The organism is Microbacterium mangrovi (assembly GCF_000802305.1).
Lineage (GTDB): Bacteria > Actinomycetota > Actinomycetes > Actinomycetales > Microbacteriaceae > Microbacterium > Microbacterium mangrovi.
This window is the reverse complement of record NZ_JTDK01000006.1, coordinates 217,284-237,683: the sequence shown is the minus strand read 5'-3', so window position 1 is coordinate 237,683 and position 20,400 is coordinate 217,284. Positions and strand designations below refer to the sequence as shown.

Sequence of the window (20,400 nt, the reverse complement as noted above, 5' to 3'; positions counted from 1 at the left end):
TCCGAGCGCCTAGACTCGACACCATGACGTTCGCCCCCACGAGTGCGCTCTCCGGCGTGCTCGCCAGCATCCCGAGCCCGTCGGTGAGTTACTTCACGGTCGGACCCTTCACGATCCACTTCTACGCGCTGTGCATCATCGCCGGCATCATCGTCGCGACGCTGATGACCAACCACCGGCTCAACAAGCGCGGAGCCGAGAACTGGGTCGTCATCGACATCGCCCTTCCGGCGGTCGTGCTCGGGATCATCTGCGCGCGCATCTACCACGTGGTGACCCACTGGTCGTTCTACTTCGGTCCCGGGGCCAACCCGTGGAGCGCGTTCGCGATCTGGCAGGGCGGCATCGCGATCTACGGTGCGCTCATCGGCGGCGCGATCGGCGCGTACCTCGGGTGCCGTTGGCGCGGCATCCGCTTCTGGACCTTCGCCGACGCGCTGGCGCCGGGCCTCATCATCGCGCAGGCCATGGGGCGGCTGGGCAACTACTTCAACAACGAGCTCTTCGGGCTGCCGACCGACCTGCCGTGGGGCCTGGAGATCCAGTCCACGAACCCGGCCTTCCCGGCCGGTCTCGCCGCGGGAACCCTCTTCCACCCGACGTTCCTGTACGAGATGATCTGGAACCTCCTCGGCGCGGCCGTGCTGCTCTGGGCGGGTCAGCGCTTCACCCTGCAGTGGGGGCGCCTGTTCGGCCTGTACCTGGTCTGGTACAGCGCCGGCCGCATCGTCTGGGAATCGATTCGCATCGATCCGAGCGACGTCTTCCTGGGCCTGCGAACGAACGTTTGGGCCGCAATCTTCGGTGTGATCATCGGTCTGGGCATCATGATCGTGCAGAAGCGACGCCACCCGGGTCTCGAACCGTCGCCGTACATGCCCGGACGCGAGCCGCGGGGCAAAGGTTCGGTACAATCGCAGAACACCCCCGAGTACGTGGACGTGAGCGAGCCTCCGTCCGAGGAGGCAGAGAACCGCGCAGCCACAAGCGCCGCCGCTCCGTAACACTGCCTCAGTCCCCACTGGGCCGATGGCGTCCCATTTGAATGATCAATATGAGGACGGTACCCATGGCACCCAGTCCCGGCGACCTCTCGTCGTTCTCGGCTGCGCAAGCCTCCGCCCCCGCGAAGCAGGGCATGTACAACCCGGCATTCGAAAAGGATGCCTGCGGCCTGGCGATGGTCGCGACGCTGCGCGGCACGGCGGGCCACGACATCATCGACCTGGCGCTCACGGCGCTGCGCAACCTCGAGCACCGCGGTGCGATCGGGTCGGATGCCGGCACCGGAGACGGCGCAGGCATCCTGACCCAGATGCCCGACGCCTTCCTGCGCGCCGTCGTCGACTTCGACCTGCCCCCCGTGGGCGAGTACGCGGCCGGGATGATCTTCCTGCCGCGCGACGATGCGGCGCGCCTCGCGCAGAAGGAGGGCGTCGAACGCATCGCCCGCAGTGAGAACCTGACCGTTCTCGGCTGGCGCGAGGTGCCCACCGAAGACGAGCACCTCGGCAAGCTCGCGCACGACGCGCGGCCGGCGTTCGAGCAGCTGTTCGTGTCGCGCCCGAGTGAGGGGACCGAGCCGGCGCTGTCCGGCATCGCCCTCGACCGGCGCGTCTACCGTCTGCGCGTGCGGGCACGCAATGAGCTCGACGCGTACTTCGTCTCCCTGTCCAGCCGCACCCTCGGCTACAAGGGCATGGTCACCACCCTGCAGCTCGAGCCGTTCTACCCCGACCTCCAGGACGAGCGCTTCGCGTCCGAGCTGGCCGTCGTGCACTCGCGGTACTCGACCAACACCTTCCCGTCCTGGCCGCTCGCGCAGCCGCTGCGGATGCTCGCACACAACGGCGAGATCAACACCGTCGGCGGCAACCGCAACTGGATGCGCGCGCGTCAGTCGCAGCTCGCCAGCGATCTGCTCGGCGAGATCGAGCCCCTGCTGCCGGTGTGCACACCCGGGGCGAGCGACTCGGCGTCGTTCGACGAGGTGCTGGAGCTGCTCACGCTCACCGGGCGCAGCCTGCCGCACGCCATCATGATGATGGTCCCGGAGGCCTACGAGAAGCAGGCCGACATCACCGGCGACCTGCGCGCCTTCTACGAGTACCACTCGATCCAGATGGAGCCGTGGGACGGGCCCGCCGCGCTGATCTTCACCGACGGCACGCAGGTGGGGGCGACCCTCGACCGCAACGGCCTGCGTCCCGGCCGCTGGACCGAGACCACCGACGGCCTCATCGTCATCGGCAGCGAGACGGGCGTGCTCGATTTCGCGCCCGAGCGCATCAAGCGCCGCGGGCGACTCCGCCCCGGACGCATGTTCCTCGTCGACACGGCTCAGGGCCGGATCATCGAGGACGACGAGATCAAGCGCGACCTCGCCACCCTGCACCCGTGGCAGGAGTGGCTGGATGCCGGTCGCGTGCGCCTGCGCGATCTTCCCGAGCGCGAGCACATCGTGCATCCGATCGCCTCGATCACCCGTCGTCAGCGGACCTTCGGCTACACCGAGGAAGACGTCCGCATCATGCTGACGCCGATGGGGCAGACCGGCGCCGAGCCGCTCGGCGCGATGGGCAGCGACACGCCCGTCGCCGTCCTGAGCGATCGCCCGCGCCTGCTGTTCGACTACTTCACGCAGCAGTTCGCCCAGGTGACCAACCCGCCGCTGGACTCGATCCGCGAAGAGGTCGTCACGTCGCTGACGATCGGCCTCGGCCCGGAGCGCAACCTCCTCGACTGGGGACCGGACCACACGCGCAACGTGACCCTCGACTTCCCGGTCATCGACAACGACGAGCTCGCGAAGATCCAGCACATCCACACCGCGCTGCCGGGCCGGACCTCCGTGACGATCCGCGGCCTCTACCGGGTCGAGTCGGGCGCGGCGGGCATGAAGCGCCGGCTCGAGCAGATGTGCAAGGAGGTCGACCAGGCCATCGAGGACGGCGCCGAGTTCATCGTGCTCAGCGACCGCGACTCCAACAAAGACCTGGCGCCGATCCCGTCGCTGCTCATGGTCGCCGCGGTCAACCACCACCTGGTGCGCAAGCAGACCCGCATGAACTGCGGTCTGATCGTCGAGGCCGGCGACGTGCGCGAAGTGCACCACGTCGCGACCCTGCTCGGCTACGGCGCGTTCGCGGTCAACCCGTACCTGGCGATGGAGACCGTCGAGTACCTCGTGCGGGCGGGCTTCATCACCGACGTCACGCCCGAGAAGGCCGTCAAGAACCTGATCTACGCGCTCGGCAAGGGCGTGCTGAAGATCATGTCCAAGATGGGCATCTCCACCGTGTCGTCGTACGCCGGCGCCCAGGTGTTCGAGGCCGTCGGCCTGTCCGAGGAGTTCATCGACGCCTACTTCACCGGCACCGAATCCAAGCTCGGCGGCGTCGGGCTGGAGGTCATCGCAGCGGAGAACGCCTCGCGGCACGCCTATGCATACCCGGAGGATGCCGCCGTCCGCGCCCACGAGCGGCTGTGGACCGGCGGGGAGTACCAGTGGCGCCGTGACGGCTCGCCGCACCTGTTCAACCCCGACACCGTGTTCCGGCTGCAGCATTCGACGCGCACCCGGCGGTACGACATCTTCCGCGAGTACACGAAGCTCGTCGACGACCAGGCCGCCGAGCTGAAGACCCTGCGCGGTCTCTTCCGGCTCCGCACGGGTGTGCGCCGGCCGGTGCCGATCGACGAGGTCGAGTCGGTGGCATCCATCGTCAAGCGGTTCTCGACGGGCGCGATGAGCTACGGCTCGATCTCCCGCGAGGCCCACGAGACGCTCGCCATCGCCATGAACCGGCTCGGGGCGAAGTCGAACACCGGCGAGGGCGGCGAAGACGTCGACCGGCTCCTCGACCCCACCCGTCGCAGCGCCATCAAGCAGGTGGCATCCGGGCGGTTCGGCGTCACGAGCCTGTATCTCACCGAGGCCGACGACCTGCAGATCAAGCTCGCGCAGGGCGCCAAGCCCGGTGAGGGCGGACAGCTGCCGCCGACGAAGGTGTACCCGTGGGTCGCGCGCACGCGTCATGCCACGGCCGGCGTCGGGCTGATCTCGCCGCCGCCGCACCACGACATCTACTCGATCGAGGACCTCAAGCAGCTGATCTTCGACCTGAAGCGGGCCAACCCCGCCGCGCGAGTGCACGTGAAGCTCGTCAGCCAGTCCGGGATCGGCGCCGTCGCGGCCGGGACGGCGAAGGCCCTGGCGGACGTCATCCTGGTGTCCGGACACGACGGCGGAACGGGCGCCAGTCCGCTCAACTCGCTCAAGCACGCCGGGACGCCGTGGGAGCTCGGCCTGGCCGAGACCCAGCAGACGCTCATGCTCAACAGCATGCGCGACCGGGTCGTGGTGCAGGTCGACGGACAGCTCAAGACCGGCCGCGACGTCATCATCGGCGCCCTGCTCGGCGCCGAGGAGTTCGGATTCGCGACCGCGCCGCTGGTGGTCTCCGGCTGCATCATGATGCGCGTCTGCCACCTCGACACCTGCCCCGTCGGCGTCGCGACGCAGAACCCGGTGCTTCGCGAGCGCTTCACGGGCAAGCCCGAGTTCGTCGTGAACTTCATGGAGTTCATCGCCGAAGAGGTGCGCGAGTACCTGGCCGACCTCGGATTCCGCTCGCTCGACGAGGCCGTCGGCCACAACGAGCTGCTGGACACGATGGATGCCGTCGCGCACTGGAAGGCGAAGGGGCTCGACCTGGCGCCGATCCTCGACGGCCCGGAGTTCGCCGACGACGAGCCGCGGCGCAACCTGCGCGGTCAGGAGCACGAGCTCGAGAAGCACTTCGACGTGCAGCTGATCGAGCGCGCTCAGGACGTCATCCAGACCGGCGGGCACGTGCGCATCGCCCTCCCGATCCGCAACACGGAGCGTGCCGTCGGCACGATGCTGGGTTACCACGTCACGAAGGCGCGCGGTGAGAACGGCCTGCCGACCGGATCCATCGAGGTCGACCTCACGGGTTCTGCCGGCCAGTCGTTCGGGGCGTTCCTCCCGGCGGGCATCATGCTGCGTCTGGAGGGCGACTCCAACGACTACGTCGGCAAGGGCCTGTCCGGCGGAAGCATCGCGATCCGTCCGCCGCAGGCCGCCACCTTCCCGGCCTCGGAGAACGTCATCGCCGGCAACGTCATCGGCTACGGCGCCACGCAGGGCACGCTGTTCCTGTCCGGCGTCGTGGGGGAGCGGTTCCTGGTGCGAAACTCCGGCGCCACCGCGATCGTCGAGGGCGTGGGCGACCACGCGCTGGAGTACATGACCGGCGGCCTGGCCGTCATCCTCGGGGAGACCGGGCGCAACCTCGGCGCCGGCATGTCCGGCGGGACCGCGTACGTGTACAAGCTGGACCGTGAGCGGGTGAACCGCGAGGCGCTGTCCTCGGGCGAGCTGCAGCTGGGTGCGCTCGGCACCGCGGATGCCGAGATCCTGCGGGACCTGCTCGAGCGGCACGTCGAAGAGACCGGATCGGAGCTGGCGGCATCCCTGCTGGCCGACTTCGAGACCGAAGTGGATCATTTCGTGCGGGTGCTCCCGCGCGACTACGCCGCCGTGCTGGAGACCCGGCAGGCGGCCGTCGAACAAGGACTGGACCCCGACGGCGATGTCGTCTGGACCCGCATTCTGGAGGTGACGGGTGGCTGACCCGAAGGGCTTTCTGAAGGTGACCGAGCGGGAGCTTCCCGCCCGGCGCCCCGTACCCGTACGCATCCTGGACTGGAAAGAGGTGTACGAGCCGGGCGACTCGGCCGTGCTCCGACGGCAGGCCGGACGCTGCATGGACTGCGGCATCCCGTTCTGCCACAAGGGATGCCCGCTGGGCAACCTCATCCCGGAGTGGAACGACCTGACCTGGCGCGGCGAGGGCCGTGCCGCGAGCGAGCGCCTGCACGCGACGAACAACTTCCCGGAGTTCACCGGGCGGCTGTGTCCGGCCCCGTGCGAGAGCTCCTGCGTGCTGGGGATCAACCAGCCCGCGGTCACGATCAAGCAGATCGAGGTGTCGATCGTCGACGAGGCCTTCGGCAACGGCTGGATCGAGCCGGAGCCCCCGGGGCGCCTCACCGGCAAGACGGTCGCGGTCGTCGGCTCGGGGCCGGCCGGTCTCGCCGCCGCCCAGCAGCTGACCCGCGCCGGGCACACCGTCGCGGTGTTCGAGCGCGACGACCGCATCGGCGGCCTCCTGCGGTACGGCATCCCCGACTTCAAGATGGAGAAGCGTCACATCGAGGCCCGGCTGCGTCAGATGCAGGACGAGGGCACCCGCTTCCGCGCCGGCGTGGAGATCGGCAAGGACATCTCCTGGAGCGACCTGCGGGCCCGCTACGACGCGGTGGTCATCGCCACCGGCGCCACCGTTCCCCGTGATCTGCCGATCCCCGGACGCGACCACGACGGCGTCCACTTCGCCATGGAGTACCTCGTCGAGTCGAACCGCGCCACCGCGGGCACGCACGTGCCCAACCAGATCACCGCGCAGGGAAAGCACGTCGTCGTCATCGGCGGGGGCGACACCGGGGCCGACTGCATCGGCACCGCGCACCGTCAGGGCGCGCTGAGCGTCACCAACCTCGCGATCGGACGCCGGCCCGCCGCGGAGCGACCTGACCACCAGCCGTGGCCGATGATGCCGACCGTCTTCGAGGTGCAGTCCGCGCACGAGGAGGGCGGCGAGCGCACGTACCTCGCCTCGACCGTCGAGTTCCTCGCGAACGACGCCGGTGAGGTGCGGGCGCTGCGGGTCGCCGAGACCGAGTTCGTCGACGGGCGCCGCGTGCCCAAGAGCGGCACGGAGCGCGAGATCCCCGCAGACCTGGTGCTCATCGCCATGGGCTTCACCGGCCCCGAGCGCACCGCGATCGACGAGCAGCTCGGGTCGGTGTTCACCGACCGCGGGAACGTGCAGCGGGACGACGACTACCAGTCGACGACCCCCGGCGTCTTCGTGGCCGGCGACGCGGGTCGCGGCCAGTCGCTCATCGTGTGGGCGATCGCCGAGGGCCGTGCCGCGGCCGCGGCGGTGGACCGCTACCTGATGGGCGAGACCTCCCTGCCGGCGCCGGTCAAGCCCACCGATCTCGCCATCGGATTGCAGCCTGCGTAGGCTGGGCCTGGCACATTTTCTGCTTGCCTTCTGAACCAACCCCTGGAGCACCCTTGAGACGCGCGAAAATCGTCGCAACCCTCGGCCCCGCAACCGACACCTACGAGATGGTCCGCGCGATCATCGACGCGGGTGTCGATGTGACCCGTTTCAACCTCAGCCACGGCGACTACTCCGTGCACGAGAACAACTTCAACAATGTCCGCAAGGCCGCCGCAGAGGCGGGCAAGCCGGTCGCGATCCTCGTCGACCTGCAGGGCCCGAAGATCCGTCTCGGCAAGTTCGCCAAGGGCCCGCACGAGCTCAAGGCCGGCGACATCTTCAAGATCACCGTCGACGACATCGCCGGAACGAAGGAGATCTGCTCGACCACGTTCAAGGGCCTGCCCCAGGACGTCAAGCCCGGCGACTTCCTGCTGATCGACGACGGCAAGGTCCGCGTCAAGGTCGTGGACTCGGACGAGACGACCGTCACCACCGAGGTCATCGTGGGCGGCCCGGTGTCCAACAACAAGGGCATCAACCTCCCCGGCGTCGCCGTGAACGTCCCCGCCCTGAGCGAGAAGGACGAGCAGGACCTCCGCTGGGCTCTCGGCGCCGGCGCGGACATCATCGCGCTCTCGTTCGTCCGCGACGCCAAGGACGTGCAGCGGGTCCACGTCATCATGGCCGAAGAAGGACGCCACATCCCGGTGATCGCCAAGATCGAGAAGCCGCAGGCGGTCGAGAACCTGGAAGACATCATCGACGCCTTCGACGGCATCATGGTCGCCCGCGGCGACCTCGGCGTCGAGCTGCCGCTCGAGGCGGTGCCGATCGTGCAGAAGCGCGCGGTCGAGCTGTGCCGTCGCATGGCGAAGCCGGTCATCGTCGCGACCCAGATGCTCGAGTCGATGATCGAGAACCCGGTGCCGACCCGCGCCGAGACGAGCGACGTCGCCAACGCGGTGCTCGACGGCGCCGACGCGGTCATGCTGTCGGGCGAGACGAGCGTGGGCAAGTACCCGGTCGGGGTCGTCGAGACGATGGCCCGCATCATCGAGTCCACCGAGGACCACGGACTCGACCGCATCCACCCGCTCACGACCAAGCCCAAGACCCAGGGCGGCGCGATCACGCTGGCGGCGATGGAGGTCGCGGAGTTCGTCGAGGCCAAGTACCTCTGCGTCTTCACCGAGTCGGGCGACTCGGCCCGTCGCATGTCGCGTCTGCGTCCGAAGATCCCCATGCTCGCCTTCTCGCCGCTCGAGGAGACGCGCCGGCGCATGGCGCTGACGTGGGGCATCCGCTCGACGCTCACCGAGCACGTCGCGCACACCGACCGCATGTTCATCCAGGTCGACGACTTCCTCATCTCGGAGGAGCTGGCGAACGTCGGCGACAAGGTCGTCGTGATCTCCGGTTCCCCTCCCGGGATCATCGGGTCGACCAACGACATCCGCATCCACCGGGTGGGCGACGCGGTGCACGGCGCCGCGCCGATCTACCGAGCCGAGTCGTAGGACCGCAAGCACCGAGCCGATCGGGGATGCCGCATTTCGCGGCATCCCCGATCGGCATTTTCGCGCTTATACCTGTTGCTGGTGTGATCAGTGGTGATATTGTTCGGCGTGTCGCCCGATTGGTTTTCGCCGTGTCTTTGCTGAGAAACTGGTGCGACACGTCGACAGGTCGGGGGATCATGCGTCAGTTGCGTCGGAGTCTGGTGAGTGCGCTCGCAGTCATCGCAATCGTGCTCGGGGGAACGGTGGCGCAGTCCCTGTCGGCCCAGGCGCTCACCTGGTACGGCACAATGTGCAAGGGCTTCACGGCGTGCACGGCCGCCGGTTACGGCAACGCCGGGTACGCGGCGGTGTACACACAGAGCTTCTGGTACATGTACAGCGGGCACAACTGCACGAACTACGCCTCGTACCGCCTGCAGAAGCGCGGCATCGCGGACTTCATCTCCGCCGGTCACGGCAACGCCACCGATTGGGGCAGCCAGGCGCAGGCCAAGGGCATCACGGTGGACCGGACGCCGGCGCCCGGCGACATCGCATGGTGGACGTCCGCGGCGATCGCCCCGCTCGGGCACGTCGCCTACGTCGAGTCCGTCAATGCCGCGGCCGGCACGTTCGTCGTCTCCGAGGACAACAGCAGCCTCGACTTCGACTGGCGCACGTACCGGATCTCCGAGGTGTCCGGGTTCATCCAGACGAGCACGATGGGCGCGGTCGTCGGTGTTCCGCAGGGCGGCACGACCTCTCCCGCGGCGACGGTCCGGTCGGCGACGCCGCGCATCACCGGCTCGGCCGTCGTCGGACAGACCGTCGCCGTGAAGGACGGCGCGTGGTCACCTGCCCCGGTCACCCTCAAGCACCAGTGGTACCGCAACGGACAGTCCATCGCGGGGGAGACGGGCACGACGCATCGTGTGGTCGCGGGGGATGCCGGTCAGAAGCTGACGGTCGTCACCACCGGGTCCCGGACCGGCTACACCTCGGCGACGGCGCTCAGCCCCGCGGTGGTTCCCGTCAAGATGCTGACGGCATCGCCGTCTCCGGTCATCTCGGGCGACGTCACGCCCGGCTCCACCATCACGGCGAAGCCGGGCGCGTGGGCGCCCGCGCCGGTGACCCTCGCGTACCAGTGGTCGCGCAACGGCGCCGCCATCGCCGGGGCGACGAGTGCCTCCTACAAAGTGCTCGCGACCGACCTCGGCGCATCCCTCACCGTGCGCGTCACCGGCTCGAAGGCGGGATACGGCACCGTCGCCCGGCTGAGCGCCGCCGCCGTGGTGTCGCCGCCGTTCACCGCCGCGCCCACGCCGACAGTGTCGGGCACGCCCGTGGCCGGAGCCAAGCTGACGGCCACGACCGGCGCGTGGGCGCCGGCCCCCGACTCTCTGACCTATCAGTGGTACCGGTCGGGTGCGGCGATCCCGGGTGCCACGGCATCCGCCTACACGGTCGCCGTGGCGGACCGCGGGACCGCGCTGACGGTCGTGGTGACCGGGCGCCGGTCGGGATACGCGACGACGACCCGCACGAGCGCGCCGATCGCGGTGCCTCGTCTGCTGACCGCCACCCCGGTGCCCGTCGTCAGCGGCATCCGCGCGGCGGGAGCGCTGCTGACGGCGCAGCCCGGCGCCTGGACTCCGGCGCCCGTGACCCTGTCCTACCAGTGGCTGCGCAACGGCATCCCGGTCGCCGGCGCCACCGCGTCGTCGTACCGGCCGCCGGTGAGCGACGTGGGGGCGTCGATCACCGTCCGGGTGACGGGTTCGAAGAGCGGATACCTCACCGTCGCGAAGACGAGCGCCGCCGTGGTGCTGCTGAAGCCGCTGACGGCAACCCCCGTACCGCAGGTGACCGGCTCCGTGACAGCGGGCTCGGTCCTGACGGCGCAGCCGGGGACGTGGGGGCCGGCACCGGTCGCCCTGTCCTACCAGTGGTACCGCGATGGGGCCGCCATCGCCGGGATGACCGCCGCGACCTACCAGGTCGTCGTCGCCGACCGGGGCAGCACCCTCACGGTGAAGGTGACCGGCAGCAGGGCCGGGTTCGCCACCGTCACCGAGACGAGCGCGGGCAGAGCCGTGCCGCGGGTGCTGACCGCCACGCCGACGCCGCAGGTCACCGGCATCCCGACGATCGGCTCGACGTTCACCGCCCGCCCGGGCACGTGGGCACCGGCCCCCCTGACGCTGACCTACCAGTGGTATCGCGGCGCAACCCCGATTCCCGGCGCGACGTCGGCGACGTACCGGGCGGCGGCAGCGGACTTCGGCGCGTCCATCACCGTCCGGGTGACGGGGTCCAAGCCCGGATACCTCACCGTCACGAAGGCGAGCGCGGGCGTCGTGGTGCTCAAGGCGCTGACCGCGACCCCGGTGCCGCAGATCAGCGGCTCGCTGACCGCCGGGTCGGTCCTGAGCGCGCAGCCCGGCGCCTGGGGCCCGGCACCGGTCACCTTCACGTACCAGTGGCTGCGCAACGGCGCCGCGATCGGCGGAGCGACCGCCACGACGTACCGGGTCACCCCCCTCGACCGCGGCACCACTCTCTCGGTGCGAGTGACGGGCGCCAAGTCCGGCTACCTGAGCGTGACCAGACTCAGTGCGGGCCACGCCGTGCCCCGTGTCCTGACCAGCACGCCGACTCCGGTCATCGCGGGTTCGCCGGCCATCGGATCGGCCCTCACCGCACTGCCCGGCACCTGGGCCCCCGCCCCGGTGACGCTGACATATCAGTGGCTGCGCAACGGCGTGCCGATCGCCGGAGCGACGGGAGCGACCTACCGGTCAACGCTCAGCGATCTCGGCGCGTCCGTCTTCGTGCGGGTGACAGCATCCAAGGCCGGCTATCTCACGGTCACCAGGACGAGCGCGGGCGTCGTCGTGCTGCGGCCGCTCACGGCGACCCCGGCGCCGCAGGTCACCGGCTCACTGACTGCGGGGTCGGTCCTGACCGCGCAGCCGGGCGCGTGGGGACCCGCGCCGGTCACCCTCGCCTATCAGTGGTTCCGATCGGGGGTGGCGATCCCCGGCGCCACGGGCCGGACCTACACGGTGGCGGTCGCCGACCGCGGCACCGTGCTCACCGTCGGAGTCACCGGCAGCAAACCCGGGTACCTGACCGTGGTCACGACCAGCGCCGGCCTGTCCGTTCCCCGGGTGCTGACCGCGACGCCGGTGCCGACCATCGCCGGAACGCCCGCGATCGGCGCGACGCTGACCGCTCAGCCGGGCACTTGGGGTCCGGCGCCGGTCGCCCTGACCTACCAGTGGCTGCGCGACGGGGTTCCGATCGCGGGCGCGACGTCGGCGACGTACGGGTCGTCGAGCGGCGATCTGGGCGCCTCGATCGCTGTTCGGATCACCGCGACCAAGGCCGGCTACCTCACCGTCACCCAGACCAGTCCGGCCGTGGTGATGAAGCTGCCGCTCACGGCGACGCCGGTGCCGCAGATCAGCGGGACGCCGACCGCGGGGTCGGTCCTCACCGCGCGGCCCGGCGCGTGGGCCCCGGCGCCGGTCGCGCTCACGTACCAGTGGTACCGGTCGGGGACGCCGATCGCCGGCGCCACGAGAGCGACGTACACGGTGACGGTCGCCGACCGCGGCACGACGCTCGCCGTCAAGGTCACCGGCGCCGCGCCCGGTTACGCGACCGTCACGCAGACCAGCGCAGGTCTGGCCGTGCCCCGGGTGCTGACCGCCACGCCGACCCCCGTGATCGCCGGCACGGCCGTCGTGGGGGCGACGCTCACCGCGCAGGCGGGCGCGTGGGGTCCGGCACCGGTCGCCCTCCGCTACCAGTGGCTGCGCAACGGCGTCCCGATCGCCGGGGCGACCACCTCCGCGTACAAGGTCGCGACCGTCGACCGGGGCACCACGATCGCGGTCCGCGTGACGGGTGGCAAGGCGGGATACCTGAGCGTGACGAAGACCAGCGCGGGCAAGTCGATCCCGAGGTAGGCGCCGCGAACGCCGACAGGGCCACCCTCCGGGCGGCCCTGTCGGCGTCGGTACCGGTGATGGGAGTCGAACCCACACGCCCTCTCGGGCAACCGAGTTTGAGTCGGTCGCGTCTGCCATTCCGCCACACCGGCGTACCAGCATCCGACACTACCGCACCCGCATGCAGGGGCCTCTCGTACGCGTTCGCTAGGATGGGAAGGTGACTGACCAGGAGCAGAGTCCCGCAGCAGCCCCCGCCCCCCGACGCGTCGTCGTCGCGGAGGACGAATCGCTCATCCGTCTCGACATCGTGGAGATCCTTCGCGACAACGGATTCGACGTGGTGGGCGAGGCGGGCGACGGTGAGACCGCAGTACAGCTGGCGACCGAGCTGCGCCCCGATCTCGTCATCATGGATGTCAAGATGCCGCAGCTCGACGGCATCTCGGCGGCCGAGAAGCTGAGTAAGAACCACATCGCGCCCGTCGTGCTGCTGACCGCCTTCAGCCAGAAGGAGCTCGTCGAGCGTGCGAGCGAGGCGGGGGCACTCGCGTACGTCGTCAAGCCCTTCACGCCGAACGACCTGCTGCCGGCGATCGAGATCGCCCTGGCCCGCTACGACCAGATCGTCACGCTCGAGGCCGAGGTCGCCGACATGGTCGAGCGCTTCGAGACCCGCAAGCTCGTCGACCGCGCCAAGGGTCTCCTCAACGAGAAGATGGGCCTTTCCGAGCCCGAGGCCTTCCGCTGGATCCAGAAGGCGTCGATGGACCGCCGCCTGACGATGCAGGACGTCGCCAAGGCGATCATCGAGCAGCTCGCCCCGAAGAAGGGCTGAGCCCCCGTCACACGACGATGCCGCCGAGTGGATCACCCGGCGGCATCCTTCGTTTCGGCTTCAGGCGGATGCCGGGAGGTCTTTGATCAGGTTGGTGATCCGGATCGTGGAGAGCCGGCGTCCCTGCTCGTCGGAGACGGCGATCTCGTGGACGGTCATGCTGCGGCCGAGGTGGATCGGCGTGCAGACGCCGGTGACGACGCCGGAGGTCGCCGAGCGGGTGTGCGTCGCGTTGATGTCGATGCCGACCGCGAGCCGCCCGGGACCCGCGTGGAGGTTGGCGGCCATGGAACCGAGGGACTCGCCGAGGACCACGTAAGCACCGCCGTGCATCAGTCCGACCGGCTGCGTGTTGCCTTCGACGGGCATCGTCGCCACGCATCGCTCGAGCGAGAACTCCACCCACTGCAGACCCATCTTCTCTGCGAGGGCGCCCATTCCGCGCGCCATCGCCCAGTCGATTCCGGGGCTGGTGGTCTCGGGCATCGTGTCTCCGCTCGGCAGAACTCGGTGTCGGTGGCCCCGGCTAGGCTTGCGGGGTGACGGACTCCGCAAAGCCTACCCTTCTCGTCGTCGACGGCCACTCGCTGGCCTACCGTGCCTTCTACGCCCTCCCCGTGGAGAACTTCTCGACGAAGGACGGACAGCACACGAACGGCATCTACGGATTCCTCTCGATGCTCGTCAACCTCATCAAGGCCGAGCGTCCGACCCACATGGCGGTCGCCTTCGACACGTCGCGGCAGTCGTTCCGCACCCGCGAGTACACCGAGTACAAGGCCAATCGGTCGGAGAGCCCCGCCGAGTTCCGAGGACAGATCCCGCTGCTTCAGGAGTGCCTCGCGGCCATGAGCATCCATGTGCTCCAGAAGGAGGACATCGAGGCCGACGACATCCTCGCCACGCTCGCCACGCAGGGCGCCGAGGCCGGCTACGACGTGCTGGTCTGCTCCGGCGACCGCGACACGATCCAGCTCGTCACCGACGAGGTCACGCTGCTCTACCCGAACGTGCAGGGCGTCTCGCAGCTCAAGCGGTACGACCCGGTCACCGTTCAGGAGCGCTACGGCGTGCCGCCCGAGCAGTACCCCGACATCGCCGCGCTCGTGGGCGAGACCAGCGACAACCTGCCCGGCGTGCCCAAGGTCGGCGAGAAGACGGCGGTCAAGTGGCTCACCCAGTTCGGGTCCCTCGATGCGCTGCTCGACGGCGCCGACACGATCAAGGGGGTCGTCGGCGGCAACCTTCGCGAGCACATCGAAGACGTGCGCCGCAACCGCCGTCTCAACCGTCTGCTGCGCGACGTCGAGCTGCCGCTCGGCCCTGCCGACCTCGCCGTGCAGCCCATCGACGCGCAGGCCGTGCGCGACATCTTCGCGCGACTCGAGTTCAAGACTCTGCTGCCCCGCGTCTTCGAAGCGACCGGCGTGGAGCCGCAGATGGCTGCGGCGGCATCCGGTCCGCAGGTGGCCGCCCCCGTGCCGGTCGACCTGTCGGCATCCGGCCTCGCCGACTGGCTGGCCTCCGCCGAGGGCGAGGTCGGCGTGACCGTCCTGGCCGAGGGCGGCCTGCCCCGGCGGCTCGGGTTCGCCACGATCAGCAGCAACGGCGATCGGCCCCTGGCGGTCGAGTCCGGCTGGAACGACGAGGTCGCGGCGGCCGTGCGCGACTGGTTCGCCTCGGACGCCGTCAAGACGTTCAGCGACGCGAAACCGCAGATCAAGGCTCTCAGTCGGGCGGGCATCACGACCTCGGGCATCGGATTCGACACGATCATCGCGGGGTGGCTGGTCCGGCCGAGCTTCCCCGACAAGTCGCTCGGTCACCTCGTCGACCGTTATCTCGACGAGAAGCTCCCCGAGGCCGACCCCACGCAGCTCGTACCGGAGACCGAGGGCGCGACGCCGGGGCAGCTGTCCTGGTTCACCCTCCGCGTCGCAGACGCCCAGCGGGCCGCGCTGCCCGAGGGTGTCGCCTCGGTCCTCGCCGACATCGAACTGCCGACGCTCTCCACCCTTGCCGCCATGGAGCTCGCCGGCGTCGCCGTCTCGCATCCGAAGCTGGCGGAGTTCAGCGCCGAGCTGGGCGTGCGGGCCGACGCGATCGCCCAGGATGCCTACGCGGTGATCGGCCGGGAGGTCAACCTCGGCTCGCCGAAGCAGCTGCAGGAGGTGCTCTTCGAAGAGCTCGAGCTGCCGAAGACGCGCAAGACCAAGACCGGCTATTCCACGGATGCCGCGGTCCTCGCCGATCTGCAAGAGACCAGTCCACACCCGTTCCTCGACCTGCTCCTGCAGCACCGTGAGGCGACCAAGCTCCGGCAGATCATCGAGTCGCTGGATGCCGCCATCGGCGCCGACCACCGCATCCACACCACCTACGTGCAGACCGGCAGCCAGACCGGCCGCCTGTCGAGCACCGACCCGAACCTTCAGAACATCCCCATCCGCTCCGACGAGTCGGGCCGCATCCGTGCGGCGTTCGAAGTGGGCGAGGGCTACGAGACGCTCCTGACGGCGGACTACTCGCAGATCGAGATGCGCATCATGGCGCATCTGTCGGGCGACGCGGGCCTCATCGAGGCGTTCAACTCGGGTGAAGACCTGCATCGGTTCGTCGGGTCGCGCGTGTTCGCCGTCGAGCCGGCGGAGGTCACGCCGTTCATGCGCACCAAGGTCAAGGCGATGTCCTACGGCCTGGTCTACGGCCTGTCGGCCTTCGGCCTGTCCAAGCAGCTCCGGATCGAGCAGGCCGAGGCGAAGCAGCTGATGACCGAGTACTTCGCCCGGTTCGGCGCCGTCCGCGACTACCTGCGCTCGTCGGTGCTCGCCGCGAAGGAGGTCGGCTACACCGAGACGATCTTCGGACGCCGCCGCCCGTTCCCGGACCTGTCCAGCCCCAACCGCGTCCTGCGCGAGAACGCCGAACGCGCCGCCCTCAATGCGCCCATCCAGGGCAGTGCCGCCGACATCATGAAGATCGCGCTGTTCCGCATCCACGACGAGTTCACGGCCGAGGGGCTCCGTTCGCGCATCCTGCTGCAGATCCACGACGAGCTCGTCGTCGAGGTCGCACCGGGGGAGTGGGATGCCGCCGAGCGCATCGTCCGCACCCGCATGGGCGATGCCGCCGAACTGTCGGTGCCCCTCGACGTGCAGATCGGCCGGGGCGCGAACTGGGACCTCGCCGGTCACTGACCGCGCCCGGTTGCGGCATCCAGTTCCGCGATTGGCGGGACCGGGTGCCGTTTCCGTAGGCTGGAATGATGAGTGATTCTTCCCGCACCCCGACCCCGGTCGATCAGATCGCGGACGCCTGGGTGGACACCCTCGCCGAGAAGGTGCCGACGCTGGCGACCTACATCGGCCGTTCCGAGTTCAACGACCGGTACGGCGACTACTCACCGGCGGGCATCCAGGACATCGTCGACGCCACCCGCAAGACGCTGTCCGAGCTCGAAGCGGCGACGTCCGTCGACGCCGTGGACGAGGTCACCAAGGCCGACCTCACCCGCGAGCTACGGCTCAACCTGGAGGTCGCCGAGGCGCGCTGGGATCTGCGCGACCTCAATGTGATCGCCTCCCCGGCCCAGGACATCCGCTCGGTGTTCGACCTCATGCCCACGGCGACGGTCGAGGACTGGGCTGTCATCTCCCGTCGTCTCGGCGGAGTCCGCGGCGCGATCGACGGCTACATCGAGACCCTCCGCGAGGGCATCGCGCAGGGTGTCGTGCCCGCACGCCGTCAGGTGGAGGAGGTCGCCACCGAGATCGGCCGCTACCTCGGGGACAACGGGTTCTTCGCGACCTTCACCGGCAACGCCGCTCCCGACGAGGGCCAGCTGCCGGCATCCCTCGCCCGCGACCTCGCCGACAACTCGAACGCCGCACGCGTGGCCTACGACCGCCTGTCGACGTTCCTCGGCAGCGAGCTCGCGCCGGTCGCCGGCGACCGCGACGCGGTCGGCCGCGAGCTCTACGCGCTGCACTCGCGCCGCTTCCTCGGCGCGACCATCGACCTGGACGAGACCTACGAGTGGGGCCGCGAGGAGCTCGCCCGGATGGTCGCCGAACAGACCGCCATCGCGCACGAGATCAAGCCGGGCGCATCCGTCGAGGAGGCCGTCGCCCTGCTCGAGGCCGACGAGTCGCGCACGCTGCACGGCACCGAAGCGCTGCAGCGCTGGATGCAGGAGACCAGCGACCGGGCCGTCGAGGAGCTCGGTCGCAGCCACTTCGACATCCCCGAGCCCATTCGCCGGCTCGAGTGCATGATCGCGCCCACGAATGAGGGCGGCATCTACTACACCGGCCCGACCGACGACTTCTCGCGTCCGGGCCGCATGTGGTGGTCGGTGCCCGAGGGCGTCGACACCTTCGACACGTGGCGCGAGCTGACCACGGTGTACCACGAGGGCGTGCCCGGGCACCACCTGCAGATCGCGGAGGCGGTCTACAACCGCCATGAGCTCAACTCGTGGCGCCGACTGCTCGCGGGCAGTTCGGGCCACGCCGAAGGGTGGGCGCTGTACGCGGAGCGGCTGATGGAGCAGCTCGGGTACCTCGAAGACCCCGCCGATCGCCTGGGCATGCTCGACGGGCAGCGCATGCGCGCCGCACGCGTGGTGCTCGACATCGGCGTTCACCTCGAGAAGCCGCGTCCGGACGGCGAAGGCACGTGGGATGCCGCCTACGCTCTCGACTTCATGCGCCACAACGTCAACATGTCCGACGCGTTCATCCGGTTCGAGGTCAACCGGTACCTCGGGTGGCCGGGCCAGGCGCCGTCGTACAAGGTCGGCCAGCGCATCTGGGAGCAGGCACGCGACGACTACCGCGCGCGTCAGGGCGACTCGTTCTCCATCAAGGAGTTCCACAAGCGCGCGCTCGGCATCGGCGGCGTCGGACTCGACACGCTGCGCGAGGCTCTCGCGCGCTGACCGGCGTCACTCCGAACCGCCGCGGAGGTCGTGGGACAGCAACTCCACGACCTCCGCGTCGGTCGTCTGGGTGAAGTCGGTGTAGAACTGGCCCACCGCCCAGAAGTCCCGGACCGGCTGCAGACAGATGTACTCGTCGACGACGCCGCGAGTGGGACGCCAGCGGGCGGGGGCCACCGGGACGGCCAGCACCACCCGTTCCGCGCCACGCCGACGCAGCTCCTGGCAGGCGGCGGTCGCGGTCGCCCCCGTGGCGACACCATCGTCCACCACGACGGCCGTGCGCCTGGTCAGGTCGATCTGATCCGGCGCGAAGATGCGGACCCGGCGGCTGAGCTCGACGCGCTCCAGGTCCTCGATGAAGTTGAGCTGCTCCGGCGTCACCATGGACGTGCGCACCGCATCGGGGTTCAGGACGGTGACCTCCTGCGCGATCGCCCCGATCGCGAACTCCATGTTCGAGGGGGCGCCGAGCTTGCGAACGACGACGGCCGCCAGAGGTGCACCCAGCGACCGGGCGACCTCGGCTCCGGTCACGACACCCCCGCGCGGGATGCCGAACACCACCGCGTCCGCGAAGGCCTCCCGGTCCAAGAGCCCGGCGAGCTCCCGGCCCGCCGCAGCCCGGTCGGCGAAGATGGCCATGACGCCACACTATGCCCGTCTCAACGAGGGAGGTCGCGTCGCCGCGCACGGAGGACGCATCCGGTCGGTCGTAGGCTGGAGGGATGGCAGCAGTGCGCTTCGTGGCAATCGGGGACTCCTTCACGGAAGGGGTCGGCGATGAACTCCCCGACGGTCGCGTGCGAGGCTGGGCCGATCTGGTCGCCGAAGGATGGGCCGCAGCCTCTGACGAGCGGGTCGAGTACGCCAATCTGGCGATCCGCGGCAAGCTCATCGCCCCGATCGTCGCAGAGCAGCTCGAGCCCGCTCTGGCGCTGAAGCCGACGCACCTCTCGTTCAACGGCGGCGGCAACGACATGCTGCGCCCGCGCACCTCGATCTCGCACGTCACCGACCTCTTCATGCACGTGGTCGAGCGCTGCGAGGAGGAGGGCGTGCAGCTGATCGCGCTCTCCGGGGCGAATCCGTCGGGACAGCTGCCGCTGCGGCCGGTCATCCAGAAACGCGGCGACCTGTTGTCGGAGGCCGTCGCCGCACGGCTGCGGGATTACCCGGAGGTCGTCACCGCGTGGAACTGGCCCGATCGGGAGCTCGCCACCCCGCCGTACTGGTCGGAGGACCGCCTGCACATGAACGCACGCGGGCACCACCGCGTCGCCGCCCGTGTGCTCACAGCGCTCGGCGTCCCCGTGCCGACCGGCTGGTGGTCGCTGCCGGAGCTGACCGACATCCGGAGCCTTCGCGGGTTCGGATATTACGCCGAGCATGTGGGTCCTTGGATCAGGCGCCGCCTGACCGGCACGTCATCGGGAGACGGCCGCGAGCCGAAGTACGGCGCCTGGACCCTCATGGTGCCCGCAGATCAGGCAGACGACACCCGGTAGCGCAGCTCGGCGAACGGTCCGCGCTTGGTCGCCTCGAGGAGCTCGAGACGATCCGCGCCGATCGTCCGCGGCATGAGCGGTTTGCCCGCGGTCAGGGTCGCCGGCGCGAACGTGACGACCAGCTCGTCGAGGAGTCCGGCATCCGCGAACTGTCCGGCGAGGTCGCCACCGCCCACGACCCAGACGTCGCGCCCGGCTGCGGCCTCGCGGATCGTCTCCCAGTGGTCGGTGACGGGCCCCGACACGAAGCGGACGTCGGCGCCCGGAACGGCCGGCAGGGTGCGGCTGGTGAAGACGAAGGTGGGGCGCGCGCCGTAGTACGCCGGCCACTTCTCGGGGTGGGCGGTGAGGTCTTCGTGCCGGACGACCCACTCGTAGGTCGACGAGCCCTGAACGAGCACTCCCACGCCGTCCAGGAATCGCTCGAACTCCTCGCCGCCGCTGTCGCCGCCGGGCACGGCGAACAGCCACTCGAGCGAGTCGTCGGAGTCGGCGAGGAAGCCGTTGAGAGTGGACGCGGTCAGGAACACGGTGCGGCTCATGGCCCCGACGCT

Annotated in this window: 12 protein-coding genes and 1 tRNA gene; 9 read left to right on the top strand and 4 right to left on the bottom strand. The window is 69.8% G+C overall.

The features are described from left to right. The first annotated feature begins 23 nt into the window (after positions 1 to 23). From lgt to LK09_RS20600, 5 genes are all read left to right on the top strand, one after another. On the top strand, positions 24 to 1,004 hold the full coding sequence (lgt, locus tag LK09_RS04985) for a prolipoprotein diacylglyceryl transferase (RefSeq protein ID WP_039396752.1): 981 nt from the start codon (positions 24 to 26) through the stop codon (positions 1,002 to 1,004). Positions 1,005 to 1,069: 65 nt separating this feature from the next. After that, complete coding sequence (gltB, locus tag LK09_RS04980; protein ID WP_039396750.1) at positions 1,070 to 5,659, top strand: glutamate synthase large subunit; 4,590 nt, start codon at positions 1,070 to 1,072, stop codon at positions 5,657 to 5,659. After that, positions 5,652 to 7,118, top strand: a complete 1,467-nt coding sequence (locus LK09_RS04975) for a glutamate synthase subunit beta (RefSeq protein ID WP_039396748.1) — start codon at positions 5,652 to 5,654, stop codon at positions 7,116 to 7,118. Before gltB ends, LK09_RS04975 begins: the two co-directional genes overlap by 8 nt. A 53-nt stretch (positions 7,119 to 7,171) precedes the next feature. After that, entirely contained in the window at positions 7,172 to 8,620 is a 1,449-nt protein-coding gene (pyk, locus tag LK09_RS04970) for a pyruvate kinase (protein WP_039396746.1), read from the top strand. Positions 8,621 to 8,823: 203 nt separating this feature from the next. Further along, positions 8,824 to 12,579, top strand: coding sequence for a CHAP domain-containing protein (locus LK09_RS20600; RefSeq protein ID WP_052226428.1), 3,756 nt, complete (start codon positions 8,824 to 8,826; stop codon positions 12,577 to 12,579). A gap of 51 nt (positions 12,580 to 12,630) precedes the next feature. Here the strand turns inward: LK09_RS20600 and LK09_RS04960 are convergent. Then, positions 12,631 to 12,713, bottom strand: a tRNA-Leu gene (locus LK09_RS04960). Positions 12,714 to 12,781: 68 nt separating this feature from the next. On the opposite strand from LK09_RS04960, the gene LK09_RS04955 reads away from it, so the two are divergent. Then, a complete protein-coding gene (locus tag LK09_RS04955; RefSeq protein ID WP_039396744.1) occupies positions 12,782 to 13,399 on the top strand; it encodes an ANTAR domain-containing response regulator in 618 nt (205 codons plus the stop codon). A 60-nt stretch (positions 13,400 to 13,459) separates the two neighbouring features. Here LK09_RS04955 and LK09_RS04950 read toward each other — a convergent pair whose 3' ends face one another. Then, on the bottom strand, positions 13,460 to 13,885 hold the full coding sequence (locus LK09_RS04950) for a hotdog fold thioesterase (RefSeq protein WP_039396742.1): 426 nt from the start codon (positions 13,883 to 13,885) through the stop codon (positions 13,460 to 13,462). A 53-nt stretch (positions 13,886 to 13,938) separates the two neighbouring features. On the opposite strand from LK09_RS04950, the gene polA reads away from it, so the two are divergent. Further along, positions 13,939 to 16,596: a DNA polymerase I gene (gene polA / locus LK09_RS04945; protein ID WP_039396738.1), complete on the top strand. Its 2,658-nt coding sequence runs from the start codon at positions 13,939 to 13,941 to the stop codon at positions 16,594 to 16,596. 68 nt (positions 16,597 to 16,664) lie between these two features. Beyond that, on the top strand, positions 16,665 to 18,338 hold the full coding sequence (locus LK09_RS04940; RefSeq protein WP_039396735.1) for a DUF885 domain-containing protein: 1,674 nt from the start codon (positions 16,665 to 16,667) through the stop codon (positions 18,336 to 18,338). Positions 18,339 to 18,344: 6 nt separating this feature from the next. Here the strand turns inward: LK09_RS04940 and LK09_RS04935 are convergent, their stop codons facing one another. Further along, entirely contained in the window at positions 18,345 to 18,983 is a 639-nt protein-coding gene (locus LK09_RS04935) for a phosphoribosyltransferase (protein ID WP_039396732.1), read from the bottom strand. A gap of 83 nt (positions 18,984 to 19,066) precedes the next feature. Between LK09_RS04935 and LK09_RS04930 the strand changes: the two genes are divergently transcribed. Further along, positions 19,067 to 19,846, top strand: a complete 780-nt coding sequence (locus tag LK09_RS04930) for an SGNH/GDSL hydrolase family protein (RefSeq protein ID WP_197060970.1) — start codon at positions 19,067 to 19,069, stop codon at positions 19,844 to 19,846. Here the strand turns inward: LK09_RS04930 and LK09_RS04925 are convergent. Further along, a complete protein-coding gene (locus tag LK09_RS04925) occupies positions 19,825 to 20,388 on the bottom strand; it encodes a dihydrofolate reductase family protein (protein WP_039396724.1) in 564 nt (187 codons plus the stop codon). The genes LK09_RS04930 and LK09_RS04925 overlap by 22 nt on opposite strands. Positions 20,389 to 20,400 lie beyond the last annotated feature (12 nt).